This window comes from Desulfonauticus submarinus, assembly GCF_900104045.1.
In the GTDB taxonomy this organism is placed as follows: domain Bacteria; phylum Desulfobacterota; class Desulfovibrionia; order Desulfovibrionales; family Desulfonatronovibrionaceae; genus Desulfonauticus; species Desulfonauticus submarinus.
The window spans coordinates 15,143-30,018 of the sequence record NZ_FNIN01000008.1 but is presented as its reverse complement, the minus strand read 5'-3'; the positions used below and the strand labels follow the sequence as shown (position 1 = coordinate 30,018).

The window sequence follows — 14,876 nt, the reverse complement described above, 5'->3', positions numbered from 1 at the left end:
TTTTCTCCTATTGGCTTTTTTAGTTAAAATAGACTTAAAAACACTCTCATTTCTTATATTTTTTATTTCTCTTGCCAGGAGTAAAACTCTAGCTTTAAAAGGTAAGAAGAATGAGTTTAGTTTGAGTGTGAAGAATTTTAAAGTTCAAAATTATAAAACGCGAAGCCTGTTTTTAGCGAGAGATAGAGAATTTTATTTACAAGAGTCAATTTTTTTGCAGTAAGATAATAGATTGTTTCTTGGGTTTGGAGAGTAGCGATTAGGCTTACAGTGGTAGGAGGAGAACCTAAAATATTTTCCGCACTTTTTTTTGTCTGTCCTTGAAAAAAAGATAAGGGGGTTTTTGAGCTGGGCAAAATGCTGCTCACAAAACCTTCTAAGCCTGCGATGGCTCCTATAACAAGAGGTTTTTTATATTTTTTAGCAAGACTAATAAGTTGTGACTTTATTTCTATTCCTCCTACACAGTCTATAAGTATATTGCTTCTTTCCAAATATGGTATGATATTATTTTTATTGAGGAAAAAGTCTAAAGCTGTTGTTTGGCAAAAAGGGGCGATTTGTTTTATTCTTTTTTCCATTTCAAGGGCTTTATTTTCCCCCAGATTATCTAACGTTGCCCCTAACTGTCGGTTTAGATTGCTTTCTTCGAACTTATCTCCATCAGCAAAAATTAATTGTCCTATACCTATTCTTGCAAGAAGTTCTATTACATATCCTCCTAGTCCACCACACCCTATAACGAATACAGTACTTTGGAATAATTTTTTCTGCTGAGCTGCAGAAATAGCTTTAAAATTTCTTGTCCATATAAGGGGAAAAATATTTTGACTTAGTAAAGAATTAATTTTTTTATTGGGATCTTTGAAATTTAAGATTTCTTGAAAAGAGTAACTTTTATCCAAAGACTTATCCTCCCCCAACTGCTGGGAATATTCCTATTCTATCGCCATCTTTTAATTTTGTTTGAAGTGATGCATGTTTGCCATTTACAAAAACAACTTTTACCTCTTCACGAGGTATTTTTAAAGTATGTATGACGTCTTTTACAGTCATATTTGGTTGATAGGTGAGTTTCCCTTGGGGAGGGGAGTATTCATTTAATGTTGCAAAGCATTTAATTTTTAACATAAGAGTATGAAAGCAAGGGGTTGGTATACCAACCCCTTTTAATTTCTTTAAAGTTTTTATTCTACCTTAGCTGCCTGTAGTTCGTCTATAGTAAAATCCCAAATAGTATTATGTGGGGGTAAAGGCTCTTTGCTAAAGAATTCTGGTAGTTGATCCTTAGATTTGGTAAATCCTGCCTCTTTATTAAAAGCATATTCGTCCTTTAAAACACTTATACCCAAATTTACAATATCATCTACTGATATATTTTTACCAGTTCTAGCACTTAAAAGTTTAGCCATTGTTTCTAAAGCATCGTCTGTATCTAAAACAGCAAAAGCTACAAAAAGGCAAAAACCTGTTGAATCAATAGCAGCTGTAGCAATTTGTAGATTCTTAGATACCTCTATATTCCCTTCTTTTTTTAGTGGATCAATATCTCCACCTACTTTCAATATGTTCTGACACACTGCATATCCTGCAGTATGATCTGCTCCCATCGGAGTGGTGGCATAAGTGACTCCTACGCCCTTCACCGCTCTGGGGTCATAAGCAGGCAGGGCTTGCCTTTTTACTACAGGCACTCTGTCTACACCGAGAGCTTCTCCTGTAAATGCTGCTCCATTAGCAATAATTCTGCCAAGATAGTCTTTTGGGTCATATACTCGTTTTAATAATTCTTGCGCAGCCTTACCATCTCCCCAAGGTATTACTCCTCCTTCCATTGCAACAGCAATAGTGTTTCCTGTTTCAATAGTATCTAGACCTAGATCGTCGCATAGCCTATCTAATTGGGCAAGGTCGTCTAAATTGTCAATAAGAGTATTGGGGCCCATTGCCCAAATGGTTTCATATTCAAAGCCAGATGTGATATATTCTCCATTTTCATCTACGTATGCTTGAGAGCATTGAATAATACAACCTGGATGACAACCTTCTTTAACTACTCCTCCTCGTTTTTGAATAAGTTCAGCCATTTTTTCACCGCTAACCTCAGCTGCTTTTTCAAAACGGCCAGATCTAAAGTTTTTGGTAGGAAGAGCTCCTGCTTCGTTAATAATATTGATAAGAATCGCAGTTCCAAAGGATGGAAGACCTTGACCTGTGACAGCATGGCCTCTAAGTATTTCTGCCCAACGTTTGGCAGCTTCTTTAAATGCTTCTGGGTCTTTTAATTTTATACCTGGTGCGTCCGTATCGTCTACTACTATAGCTTTTATGCCCTTAGAACCCATAACTGCCCCAAGTCCTCCCCTGCCTGCAGCTCTTGCTGGACGACCTTTAGGATCTGTAAACTGAATAGAAGCAGCCAATCTTAAGTTTTCACCAGCAGGTCCTATAACCAAAATACCAACCTTCTTGCCATACTTAGCAAAGAGTTTCTCGCATGTTTCATAAGTGCCTAAATTGGCAAGTTCTGGCATATTTTCAATCTGTACCCCATCTTTGTTTAAATAGATGATTTTTGGAGAATCTTTTTTTTCGGGCTTGTCTTCTAATACAATGCCTCTAATTCCAAGTTTTGCCATTTTTTGAGAAAACGTGCCGCCAGAATTTGCTTCTTTAATGCCGCCTGTTAAAGGAGACTTACCTCCTACAGATATTCTGCCTGAGTTTGCTAAAGGTGTTCCACTTAAAATACCTGTGGCAACCACCAGTTTGTTGCTTGGTCCTAAAGGATGACATGTGGCAGGTACTTCTTTTCGGATAATTTTAGAAGTAAGAGCCCTTCCCCCCAGTAGGCTCATTTCTTCGTTTAAATCTTCAAACTTAAACTCATTTGTTTTGGTGTTAATTCTAAGTAGCTTGGCCATAATTTACCCCCTTATTGTGTAAAAAAACTTTTAGTAGTTATTTAAAAATAAAAAAAGAATTCGTCAATCATATTCCTTACTTTTTTAAAAAGAAAAATTTAAATCGTTCAAAGGTGGTAAATTTAAGGATAAAAGGGTGTTTTAAAAGTTGCTTTTTAGTGATTTTTTTTCTTTAATAGAAAAAAAGGAGAGGGATTTATGGCTGAAATAAAGATATTGTTAGTTATACCAGAGCAAGAAATATCTCAAGGTATAAGAGATTTTCTTGCAAAAGAAAAAAGAGTTAAAATTTTAGGAGAGGCAAAGACAGCTTTTGAAGCCTTAGCATTACTAGAGAATATTCCCTATGACCTTTTTTTTGTAAGTGTTGATTTGCCTGGAGGAGTTGATGGATTTGAACTGGCTCAGATTTTAAATCAGCGCAAGCAAAGGCCGAAGATAGTGTTTGTAGCTAGGGAAGAGCATTTTGCTTTTAAGGCTTTTGAAGTTGGAGCTATAGACTATCTTCTTTGGCCTTTTTTGCAAGAGAGGCTTATAAGAAGTATTGAAAGAGTGATTCAACTAAATTTTTCTTCAGAACATGTAGTTAAAATGGATAAACAAGAAGATAATGATGATACTGTTCATTTAGATTTAAAGGATGAAGAAGAAGCTTTGATTTTAGCAGCATTAAAAGAGGCTTGGAAGTTTAAGGATAGAAAAGTCAAGGATATAGAAAAATTACCTATAAATCAGGATGGAAAATTAATTTTAGTCCCATATCATAAAATAGTATTTGTAGAGGCATATGAAGACTATAGTTATGTTCATACTACTTCAGAACGCTATTTAACTTCTTATAGATTAAAGCATTTAGAGAAAAAGTTAAGCCCATACAATTTTTTTAGAATTCATAGGAAATATTTAGTGAATTTAGAGTTGGTTACCGAGATTGCTTCATTACCTGGAAGTAACTTTATGCTTAGGACCACAGGTAAGAAAAAGATAGAGCTACCTATTAGTAGAAGGAGAATAGGAGAATTAAAAGAGATATTGGGTCTTTAAGAAATTTTAAATTCATTTAACCATTTAACCATATCTTTTAGCCTTTAGTCGATAAACTCGTTTATTTTTGGAAAGTTTATTTATAGGAAAAAGACAGGTTTTTTTGAAAATAAAATTGTGAGCAAAAGTCCGTTAAAAATGGACGATGGTAAAAAGGAGGAAATAATATGGATAGCAAGGGTGCTCTAGATGCCTTACTAAAAGAAGAAAGAGTGTTTAGACCATTACCTCAGTTGGTAATTGAGGCAAATGTTAATCCTCAAGAATATGAAGAAGCAATGAAAAAGGCTGAGGATAATTATTTAGAATACTGGGAAGACGCTGCTAAGGAATTAAGTTGGTTTAAAAAATGGGACAAGGTATTAGATGATTCTGAAGCTCCTTTTTATAAATGGTTTGTAGGAGCAAAGTGTAATATTGTTTATAATGCTCTGGATCGACACATAGAAACTGTTAATAAAAATAAATTGGCTCTTATTTGGGAGGGAGAACCAGGAGACACGCGTAAACTTACGTATTATGAACTTTATAGAGCTGTAAATAGGTTAGCCAATGGTCTTAAGGCATTAGGCATTAAAAAAGGTGATAGAGTAGTATTATACATGCCTCCTTTGCCTGAAACAGCTATTGCTCTACTTGCTGTAGCTAAAATTGGGGCAGTACATAGTATGGTGTTCGCTGGGTTTTCTGCGAAGGCGTTAAGAGATAGGATCCAAGATGCAAAGGCAAAATTAGTTATTACTGCTGATGGTTTTTATCGTAATGGTCGAGTGATAAATTTAAAGTCTGTTGTAGATGACGCTTTAACTCAGAGTTGTGATTGTGTAGAGACTGTGATTGTGGTTCATAGAGCAAATGTAGATGTAGAAATGGTTGATGCAAGAGATATTTGGTATGAAGACTTAGTAAGGCAAGAAAGCCCTGAGTGTGCAACAGAAGTTATGGATTCTGAAGATATGCTTTTTTTGTTGTATAGCTCTGGGACTACAGGAAAACCAAAAGGTATAGTGCATACTCACGGTGGATATATGGTAGGAGTCCATCGGTCTTTAACTTGGGTTTTTGATATAAAACCAACAGATATTTTTTGGTGTACTGCGGATGTAGGCTGGATTACTGGACATAGTTATGTGGTATATGGTCCGCTTATGGCTGGAACAACTACGGTTATGTATGAGGGACATCCACTATATCCTCAAGCAGATAGATTGTGGGATATGATTGAACGTTATGGTATCACTATTTTTTATACTGCACCAACTTTAATTAGAATGTTGATGCGGTTTGGCTCTCAATATCCAAAAAGGCATGATTTATCTACACTTCGGCTCCTTGGGTCAGTAGGTGAACCTATAAATCCAGAAGCTTGGGTGTGGTTTTATAAAAACGTAGGAAATGAAGTATGTCCTATTATGGATACGTGGTGGCAGACAGAAACTGGTTCTTTTATGATTAGTCCCCTTCCGATTACCTTATTAAAACCTGGGTCTGCGACTAAGCCTTTGCCTGGTATTTTTGCAGATGTAGTGGATGAAGAAGGTAATTCTTTGCCACCAGGAAAAGGGGGATTATTGATTATAAAAAAACCTTGGCCTTCTATGTTAAGGACTCTTTATAATGATCCTGAGAGATATAAAAAGACATATTGGGAAAAATTTCCTGGATGGTATTTAGCAGGAGATGTTGCTAGAAAAGATGAGGATGGTTATTTTTGGATTCAAGGACGTTCTGATGATGTTTTAAATATTGCGGGTCATAGGGTTGGTACTGCCGAATTAGAAAGTGCTCTTGTTTCTCATAAGGCAGTAGCTGAAGCAGCAGTAATTGGTGTTCCTGATCCAATTAAAGGTGAAGTAGCCAAAGCATTTATTATTCTTAGTGCTGAATATGAAGTAGAAGATACTGATGAGTTGATCAAAGAATTGAAATCTCATGTGCGGAGAGAACTTGGGCCTGTGGCTGTGATAAAAGGAATTGAGATACGAGATAAGTTACCTAAGACTAGAAGTGGAAAGATTATGAGAAGAGTTTTAAGAGCGCAAGAACTTGGAGAAGATGTGGGCGATACTTCCACTTTGGAAGATTAGCCATAAGGGGAGGCGAAGTGGTGAGAGAGGGCCTCTGTCTATATAGACAGAGGCCCTCTCTGTTTTTTGTAAAAAAATTCTATAATTTTAAGACTTGTCAAACTGGTTTTTGCTCGTTAAAGCAACGCAAAAAATGAACGGAGGGTGTTATAGATGAACAAGATTTTAAAATTTTTTTTAATTTGTTGTTTGTGTTTAACTGCTTCTGTAAGTTTTGGTGCTAAAAAAAATTTAAAGTTAGGTTTTATATATGTGTCACCTATTGGTGATGCAGGGTGGTCTTATGCCCATGATCAAGCACGCCAAAAATTAGAACAAATGCCAGGGGTTTCTACTGCTTATGTAGAAGCTGTGCCAGAAGGAAGTGATGCTGAACGAGTAATTTTAAATATGGCGCGTAAAGGATATGATATTATTTTTGGAACAAGCTTTGGTTATATGGACTCTATGTATAAAATTGCTTCTAAATATCCTCATATCGTATTTATGCACTGTTCTGGATTTAAAACTAGGCCTAATATGGGGACATACTTTGGTCGTATGTATCAAGCTCGTTTTCTTACAGGAATGGTAGCAGGAGCTATGACCAAAACCAATATCTTAGGATATGTGGCAGCATTTCCTATTCCAGAAGTAATTAGAGGGATTAATGCTTTTACGTTGGGTGCTAGATATGTAAATCCTAAAGTTCAGGTAAGAGTAGTCTGGGTAAAAAGCTGGTATGATCCTGCTACAGAAAAAGAGGCTGCTAAAAGTTTACTTAGTGTAGGGGCAGATGTTTTAACTCAACATCAAGATTCCCCTGCAACCCAGGAAGCTGCTCAAGAAGCAGGCGTATATTCTATTGGGTATAATTCAGATATGACAAAATTTGCGCCAAAGTCTCATCTTACAGCTGCTGTATGGAATTGGTTTCCTATTTACAAAGAAATTGTAGATGAAGTCCAAGGTGGAAAATTTAAAAGTAAAGAGATTTGGTATGGTTTAGAAAAAGGAGTAGTAGATTTAGCTCCTTTTGGTTCTATGGTACCTAAAAAAATAATAAAAGATGTAGAAAAGGTGAAGAAACAGATTATTGCAGGAAAATTTAAGATTTTTAAAGGCCCAATTGCAGACCAAACAGGTAAGATAAGAATTCCAGCAGGACAAGTTGCTTCTGATAAAGAGCTTTTAGGCATGGACTGGTTTGTCCAGGGAGTTGTTGGTAGTACAAAATGATCTAAATTTTTTCTTGATTTTTTTTAAAAAAAGGATAAAAGAGAATCCCTCTTAAGACGGCGAGGTAGCTCAGCTGGTTAGAGCATGCGGCTCATATCCGCAGAGTCGGGGGTTCAAGTCCCTCCCTCGCTACCAAAGAAGAAAAAACTCCTGAAAGTTAAACTTTCAGGAGTTTTTATTTATTTTAGCTCTTGCCAAGGAATAGGAAAGGTATTAATTTAAAATAGTTCTTTAATATTTCCCCACCTAATATGGGGGCGAAACGGCTTCGACGGGGATGGTTGAGGTCAAGGTGGCAGGCCGAGGTGCTGCGAGGTCCTCGTAAAACACGCAGCAAACGAATAAATGCCAACGATAATTACGAATACGCTCTGGCTGCTTAATTAAAGCCAGCGTCTTTATTTTTCCTTGCCTGAGGGAGAAATAAAGACGGCGGATAATTCAGGCTAGCTAGTGGCTTTTGCCCACAAAGCTACTGGTGAAATAAAAGTGGGCTGGTTTTTGGACGCCTGGTCAGGGGCAAATCCAAAAACGAGACTTAAAACCTGACCTAAGCCTGTAGAAGCCTTGAACCGAACATTCTCGGACGTGGGTTCGACTCCCACCGCCTCCACCAATTTTATCTTATCTTTAATTAATTCAGACTTTGTTTTTAATTTTATAAGTTATCTATTTTGAGACAATCTTATATTAATCTCTCAACCCCCAAACTAACTAAATTTAAAAAATTTTTTTTTAATCTTGTCAAACTTGAGTCAAAATTTTAAGACCTCCGAGGGAGTGAGGAGGTGGATATGGATACTAAGATTTTAAAAGACCGTTATAAGCGTGAGCCTGTGGAGGTTATTTGTCCTATTTGCAAACAGACAAAGATTATTTATCTTCCTGAGGAAGAAATTCCTCAATGTCCTGTTTGTAAAGTTAAGATGGTTATAAGAGAGGTGTTAGTAGAAGGAAAATATTAAATTTAGGAGGAGATTTATGAGAAAAGTTTTGTTTTTTTTATTGGCAATGTGTTTAATGGCTGGAACTGTTTTTGGAGCAGATGCTGAACTGGCTAAAAAATCTACATTAGAAGAGATTTTAAAAAGAGGAGAATTAAGAGTAGGATTTGACGCAGGATATATGCCTTTTGAAATGACAGATAAAAATGGAAGATATGTTGGTTTTGATATTGATTTGGCTAAAGAGATGGCCAAAGCAATGGGAGTGAAATTTGTTCCTGTAAATACAGATTTTGATGGGATTATTCCTGCTCTTATGACAGGAAAATTTGATATTATTATAAGTGGTATGACTGTTACTCAACAAAGAAATCTTCAGATTAACTTTTCTGATCCTTATATTGTAGTAGGTCAAAGTATTTTGTTAAATAAAAAATTGGCTGGAAAAATAAAATCTTATAAAGATTTAAATAACCCAAAATATACTGTTGTGTCTCGTATTGGCACTACTGGTGAAATGGCAGTAAAAAGATATATTCCAAAGGCAAAGTATAAATCTTTTGATAAAGAGGCAGACGGTGCATTAGAAGTTTTAAATGGTAGAGCAGATGCTTTTGTATATGACTTCCCTTTTAATGTTGTTTTTGTGGCTCAACATGGAGAAGGAAAGGTGGTTCATTTAGATAAACCCTTTACTTATGAGCCTTTAGCTTTTGGAATAAGAAAAGGAGATCCAGACTTTTTAAATTGGTTAAATAATTTTTTACGCCAAATCAAACATGATGGAAGATATGAACGTATTTATAATAAATGGATGAAAGGCACTGATTGGTTTAAAAAGATTTCTGAATAAAAGAGAAAAATCCTAGAGATGAATTTTCATCTCTAGGATTTTTAGATTGCTTTAAGGAGATGAGATAAATGTATTTTTCAGGTGGAATGGAAAGACCTCTTAGCCGTGGATATAAGTTATTCTGGCAATCAGTTTTTGTCTTTGTGATTTTTTTGGTTTCATATCTTGTGTATTTTGCTTCTCAGTCTGTAGAATATACATGGCGGTGGTATAGAATTCCACAATATTTTTACTATAAGGCAAAAATCAATATAACATCTCCTATAGAAGGTGAAATAATTAAGATAGAAGAAACCAAAGATGCAATAAAAGTTTGCATTAAAGGAGAAGAAAAACAGGTTGTAACATTTCCAAAAGGCAATATTCTTCTTGATGAAGGAGATTATGTATATCCAGGAGATAAAATAGGCTGGTATGAAAAAGGCAAACCAGGACTTTTTTTAATAGGCCTTTTTATAACTTTAAAAGTTAGTTGTTTGGCAATTGTTTTAGGCATTATAATTGGTTTAATTACTGGATTAGCCCGGATTTCTAAAAATCCTGCTTGTAGGTATTTTGCTATTACCTATATTGAAATTATTAGAGGCTCTCCTCTTTTAGTGCAAATATTTTTGTGGTATTTTGTAGTGGGAACGTTAGTAAATGCTATTTTAGCAAAACATGGTTTTGAGCCTATCTCTCCACTCTGGTATGGAGTTATTTCATTAGCTATTTTTGCAGGAGCATATATTGCAGAAATTGTACGAGCAGGTATACAATCTGTTTCTAAAGGCCAAATGGAAGCAGCTAGATCTTTAGGACTGTCTTATAGTCAAGCTATGAGAAAAGTTATATTGCCTCAAGCATTTAGACGAATTTTACCTCCTCTTGCAGGACAGTTTATTAGTTTAATAAAAGACTCTTCTTTATTAGGTGTTATATCTATTAGAGAACTTACAAAAGCGACTAGAGAAATTGTAACAACAAGTCTTCAGCCTTTTGAAATGTGGATAGTGTGTGCTCTTTTATATTTAGTTTTAACCTTTACCTTGTCAATGTTTGTTCAGTATTTAGAAAGAAAGGCGATTATTTAGGTGTTTGCAATGATAGAAGTAAGAAATTTAAATAAATTTTTTTATGTACCTCATAAATTACATGCCTTAAAGAATATTTCTTGTAAAGTTAAACAAGGCGAAGTGGTAGTTATTATTGGTCCTTCTGGTTCTGGTAAAAGTACTTTTTTGCGTTGTTTAAATCGGCTTGAATTCCCAGAAAGTGGAGAAATTATCATTGATGGTAAAAATGTTTTGCAAGCTAAAAAAGAAATTAATCAAATTCGGGCAGAGGTGGGAATGGTTTTTCAAAATTTCAATTTGTTCCCTCACATGAATGTTTTAGAAAATATTACAATGGCCCAGATGGTTGTTAGGAAAAGAAAAAGAAAAGAAGCAGAGGATAAAGCATTTATGCTTTTAAAAAAAGTAGGTTTGCAAGATAAGGCAAGAGCATTTCCTTCTCAGCTTTCTGGTGGGCAACAGCAAAGAGTAGCTATTGCAAGGTCTTTAGCCATGGATCCAAAAGTGATGCTTTTTGATGAACCAACGTCAGCCCTTGACCCAGAGATGATAGGAGAGGTTTTAGATGTTATGAAAAGCTTGGCTCAAGAAGGTATGACAATGGTTGTTGTAACTCATGAAATGGGTTTTGCTAAAGAGGTGGCAGATAGAGTTATTTTTATGGATGAAGGACAAATTATAGAAGAAGGAATTCCTTCTGAATTATTTTTGAATCCTAAAGAAGAAAGAACCAAATTGTTTTTAGGGCAAATTTTAAGTGGAAAATAATAGTTGTAATTGGGAAAAATAAAATATTCCCTTGGTTACACTTTAATAACTAATGATAATATATGTGCTTAAAAAGGAGAATTTGTTGAAGAAGTTTTTAAGTTTAGTCTTCAAGTAGAAGAGAATACAGCACGCACTTAACTATCTTTGTTTAGTTTTTTAGCCAACTCTGCCACTCTAATCCCTAATAACTTTGCATTATTTTTAACTTCTTCGTTTGGTGCTCCAACGCAAGCTACTCCATAATGGCCTGTGGCTTTTATAGGATCGCCCACAATTATCATGCCATAAATCATCATAGCCTGGAGTATAGAGAATATAGTTGTTTCTTTGCCTCCTGTGTCATTGCCTGCAGTGGCAAAGGCAGCTCCGATTTTATTTTCCATTTTTTTGCGTAAAGACACAAACTCGTCAAAAATTTTTTTAAGTTCTGCCGCCATTGTTCCAAAGTAGACTGGAGAGCCTGCAATGATTCCTGCGGAGTTTAAAAAGTCTTCTTTTTTTACTTCTGCTGTGTTTTTTATAATGGCTTGAACGTCCTCTACACTGTTGACTCCTTCTGCAATAGCAGTCGCTAATTTTTTAGTATTACCTCCTTTGGAGTAGTAAAGAATTAATATTTGCATATAGCCCTCCTTTTTTAGTTGTTGTTTAAACGTTGTTTTTTTAATAGCAACAATTATTTAAATTTCCAAGTAATTTTAGGGATAAGTATTTGAGAAATGTATTTAAAATTTTAATTTTAAACAAGTAGGATAAATTAAAATATTCTATTTGAAAAAAGTTTGCGTAAAAAATATTAACGGAAATGAACTGAAGATGATTTTTATTTGTCTTTTTATTGAGAATGTCTTAGAAATAGCTAAACCTAATTTTAAAAAGAGGTTAATGATATGAGGAAGGAACAAAGAAGACGGATTAGGATAGAACTGGCTCTTCCAGCGTGGATTTATATTGAAAATAAAAGGTTTTCTACTGAGACCAAAAATTTGAGTTTAAAGGGAGTACTCTTAAATCTAAAGCGCGGAAGGGTTAAATTAATTAAAGGAGAGAAATATAAAATCATTATTTCTCCAGGGGGAGGCGTAGAGATAAAGGTTATTAGTAAATTTGTTGATCAAACACAGAGAGGAGCTTCTTTTGATTTTATTAAGATGGATGAGGTTTCTTTTAGAAATTTATTTAATATTATTAGGCTCTATGCTCCTGATCCTGACTTGGTAAAGGAAGAGTTAACTAATCCCGCCTTTGATGTAAAAGACCTAGATTTATAGTTTCTATTTTTATTCACCAGTTTCGTGAGTATTACTTACGTTTTTTTTGACATTTAAAAATCTAAGACTTAATGTCAAAGTTTAAGCTTTATTCAAGCCTATATGGAGGCTTAGTTATGAGTAAAAAGATTATAGGATGGGTACTGATTATGATGTGTTTTGTAGCTTCTTCTAAAGCTGCAGATTTAGTAGTTTTGCCAAATGGAATGCAAGTTTTAGTTCAAGAGGATTCTCGTTTCCCATTAGTGTCTGTTCGTTTATTCGTTCGAACAGGTTCTGCTTATGAAGATCCAAAGCAGGCTGGTATAAGTCATCTTTTAGAACATATGGTTTTTAAAGGGACTAAAAAGAGAGGGCCTGGAGAAATTGCTAAGACAATTGAAAGTCTTGGTGGGTATTTAAATGCGGCTACAAGTTTTGACTATACTGTTTTTGTTATGGATATGCCTGCTTCTCACTGGAAAACTTCTTTTGATGTTTTAGAGGATATGATTTTTGGTTCAGTATTTGACCCTAAGGCTTTGGAAAGCGAAAAGAGTGTTGTTCTTGCAGAGCTAGAAAGAGGAGAAGATAGCCCAGGGCAAAAACTTTTTAAAATGGTTCAGGAAGGTGTATTTGAAGGAACACCTTATGCAAGACCTATTATTGGGTATAAGAAAACTGTTCGCAGCATTACTTCTAACGATCTTAAGAATTATATTGCTTCTCATTATCAACCTTCAAATATGCTTTTAGTTGTTTGTGGGAATGTAAAAACAAAAGAAGTAGTAGAAGAAGCAGAGAAATATTTTGGGGCTCTTAGAAATGTAAAATCTGAACAATTATATTTATCTTGCCTTGATTCTAAAATTAAGGGACCTGTGGTTGAGGTCCAGAAAGGACCATGGAATAAAATTTATTTAGATGTAGCTTTTCCTACAACTTCTTTGCATAATAAAGATTCAATAGCTTTAGATATCCTTGCCTATATTTTAGGTGGGGATAAGAGTTCTATTTTATATAAAAAATTTAAATATGAAACAGGGTTGGTAGATGATATTTCTTGTTCCAATTTGTCGTTAAATAGAACAGGTGCTCTATATTTTAGTATTACACTTGATCCTGATAAATTAGATGAATTTTGGACTAAATTTATTAACTTTTTGTTTAATTTTGACTGGAAAGAAATAAGTAAAGAGAAAATAGAAGAAGCTAAGCTTAATATGGAGAATGATCTCTTTGAAGCCAAAGAAACTTTAGGAGGAATGGCCTATAAATTAGGTTATTTTCAATTTTTTGAAGGAAATTTTTTAGCTGAACAAGGGTATTTAAACGGAATTAAGGCTTTGAATAAGCAAGAGTTAAAAAATGTATTTAGAAAATATATTTTGCCTTCTAGACTATATGCAGGATTGTTGTTGCCTAAAGAAGTAGATATTACTGCTCAAGATCTTCAGCAAAAAATTATTTTATCCAGGGAAAAACAAGGTCAGTCTAATTTTAATCTTAGACAAGAAGGTACAAAGTACATCGATTTAGGTAACAATAGGGCCTTGTTTGTAGAGTATGATCCTACTTTGCCTTATACTGCGGTTACTATTGCCTGGCGAGGTGGAGATGCTTTATTGAGTAAAGAAAACCAGGGGTTGGCTGAACTAACTGCACGTTGTCTGTTGCGAGGAACAAAGAAGTTTTCTTTTTTACAATTGCAGGAGTTTTTGGCTAAACATACTAGCGACATTGATGCCACAGCAGGTAGAACTTCTTTTTTTATTAAGTCCAAATTTCCTTCAAAATATAGCAGAGATATGTTTTCTCTTCTAAAGCAAATAATTTTAGAGCCTTCTTTTTTAGCTTCAGAAGTAACTAAGTCTGTTCGAGAACAGATTTCAGATATAGAAGAGAAAAAAGATCAACCCCTAGGGTTATTGTTTAGGGAATTATTTCCGTTTTTATTTAAAGCTGGTCCATATTCTTTATATCACTTAGGAGTTGAAACAAAAGTCTCTAAGTTTTCTGCTGCTGATGTTAAAAATTTTTGGCAACAGCAAAAAGAATATCCATTTGTTATTTCTGTGTGTGGGCAAGTGGATGAAAAGAGTTTAGATGAGTTTGTAAATAGTTTAAAAAGATCTCTTTCTCCTAAAAGGGATTTAAAGGTTAATGCTGTATGGGGTAAGCAGGATAAGTTAGATTTGACTCTGGAAGGAAGAAATCAAAGCCATATTTTATTAATTTTTCCAGTCGCAGGTTTAAAGTCAAAAGATACTCCAAGCCTTATAGTTTTGAATAAAGCTTTAAGTGGTCAATCTGGGATTTTGTTTAGAACTCTTCGAGATAAACAAGGTTTAGGTTACACAGTAACTTCTTTTCTATGGCAGACCCCTCGCTTGGGCTTGTTTGCTTTTTACATTGGAACTTATAAGGGATTAGAAAAAAAAGCCTTGGACGGATTTTACGCTACCATTGAGGAATTAAAAGAAAAAGGAATTTCTGATGAGGATTTAAAGCGTGCTCAAAATGTTTATGAAGGGAATTATTATAGAGATAAACAGGCTTTATTGAGTAGAGCAAGGGAAAAGGCAGAGTTATGGGTAAATGGTTTAAATGTTAATTTTAATGAAAATATGGTAAATAAAATAAAGACTGTTTCTCAGAAAGAAATCAAAGAAATTGTAGAGAAGTATTTAAAAAAAGAAGATTCTTATTTAGTAGAAGTCAAGCCTTAAA

The 14,876-nt window shown here is 34.7% G+C and carries 13 protein-coding genes, 1 tRNA gene and 1 other RNA gene; 11 read left to right on the top strand and 4 right to left on the bottom strand.

Going from position 1 to position 14,876, the window contains the following annotated elements; translation table 11 throughout:
- Positions 1-137: 137 nt before the first annotated feature.
- Genes BLP60_RS07520 through BLP60_RS07510 form a run of 3 tightly spaced genes read right to left on the bottom strand, consistent with a single transcriptional unit; the run spans position 138 to position 2,924 of the window.
- Complete coding sequence (locus BLP60_RS07520; RefSeq protein WP_159427708.1) at positions 138-905, bottom strand: HesA/MoeB/ThiF family protein; 768 nt, start codon at positions 903-905, stop codon at positions 138-140.
- Positions 906-909: 4 nt separating this feature from the next.
- Positions 910-1,131, bottom strand: a complete 222-nt coding sequence (locus BLP60_RS07515; protein WP_092065637.1) for a MoaD/ThiS family protein — start codon at positions 1,129-1,131, stop codon at positions 910-912.
- Between the two features lie 56 nt (positions 1,132-1,187).
- On the bottom strand, positions 1,188-2,924 hold the full coding sequence (locus BLP60_RS07510; RefSeq protein WP_092065635.1) for an aldehyde ferredoxin oxidoreductase family protein: 1,737 nt from the start codon (positions 2,922-2,924) through the stop codon (positions 1,188-1,190).
- 198 nt (positions 2,925-3,122) lie between these two features.
- On the opposite strand from BLP60_RS07510, the gene BLP60_RS07505 reads away from it, so the two are divergent.
- The 9 genes from BLP60_RS07505 to BLP60_RS07465 all read left to right on the top strand — a co-directional run bounded on the left by BLP60_RS07505 (position 3,123) and on the right by BLP60_RS07465 (position 10,893).
- Positions 3,123-3,968: a LytR/AlgR family response regulator transcription factor gene (locus tag BLP60_RS07505; protein WP_092065633.1), complete on the top strand. Its 846-nt coding sequence runs from the start codon at positions 3,123-3,125 to the stop codon at positions 3,966-3,968.
- A gap of 167 nt (positions 3,969-4,135) precedes the next feature.
- On the top strand, positions 4,136-6,055 hold the full coding sequence (acs, locus tag BLP60_RS07500; RefSeq protein ID WP_092065631.1) for an acetate--CoA ligase: 1,920 nt from the start codon (positions 4,136-4,138) through the stop codon (positions 6,053-6,055).
- Positions 6,056-6,208: 153 nt separating this feature from the next.
- On the top strand, positions 6,209-7,273 hold the full coding sequence (locus BLP60_RS07495) for a BMP family ABC transporter substrate-binding protein (protein ID WP_092065629.1): 1,065 nt from the start codon (positions 6,209-6,211) through the stop codon (positions 7,271-7,273).
- 58 nt (positions 7,274-7,331) lie between these two features.
- Positions 7,332-7,408, top strand: a tRNA-Met gene (locus BLP60_RS07490).
- Between the two features lie 118 nt (positions 7,409-7,526).
- Positions 7,527-7,889, top strand: a transfer-messenger RNA (tmRNA) gene (ssrA, locus tag BLP60_RS07485).
- Positions 7,890-8,067: 178 nt separating this feature from the next.
- A complete protein-coding gene (locus BLP60_RS10660) occupies positions 8,068-8,238 on the top strand; it encodes a hypothetical protein (protein WP_092065627.1) in 171 nt (56 codons plus the stop codon).
- A gap of 16 nt (positions 8,239-8,254) precedes the next feature.
- On the top strand, positions 8,255-9,070 hold the full coding sequence (locus BLP60_RS07475; RefSeq protein WP_092065625.1) for a transporter substrate-binding domain-containing protein: 816 nt from the start codon (positions 8,255-8,257) through the stop codon (positions 9,068-9,070).
- A gap of 68 nt (positions 9,071-9,138) precedes the next feature.
- A complete protein-coding gene (locus BLP60_RS07470) occupies positions 9,139-10,143 on the top strand; it encodes an amino acid ABC transporter permease (protein WP_092065623.1) in 1,005 nt (334 codons plus the stop codon).
- Between the two features lie 9 nt (positions 10,144-10,152).
- A complete protein-coding gene (locus BLP60_RS07465) occupies positions 10,153-10,893 on the top strand; it encodes an amino acid ABC transporter ATP-binding protein (RefSeq protein ID WP_092065710.1) in 741 nt (246 codons plus the stop codon).
- Positions 10,894-11,030: 137 nt separating this feature from the next.
- Here the strand turns inward: BLP60_RS07465 and BLP60_RS07460 are convergent, their stop codons facing one another.
- Entirely contained in the window at positions 11,031-11,519 is a 489-nt protein-coding gene (locus tag BLP60_RS07460) for a flavodoxin family protein (protein ID WP_092065621.1), read from the bottom strand.
- A 267-nt stretch (positions 11,520-11,786) separates the two neighbouring features.
- On the opposite strand from BLP60_RS07460, the gene BLP60_RS07455 reads away from it, so the two are divergent.
- The gene (locus BLP60_RS07455; RefSeq protein ID WP_092065619.1) at positions 11,787-12,167 is read left to right on the top strand and encodes a PilZ domain-containing protein; all 381 of its coding nucleotides are present in this window, start codon (positions 11,787-11,789) and stop codon (positions 12,165-12,167) included.
- A gap of 116 nt (positions 12,168-12,283) precedes the next feature.
- A complete protein-coding gene (locus tag BLP60_RS07450) occupies positions 12,284-14,875 on the top strand; it encodes a M16 family metallopeptidase (protein WP_159427707.1) in 2,592 nt (863 codons plus the stop codon).
- Position 14,876: the final 1 nt, after the last annotated feature.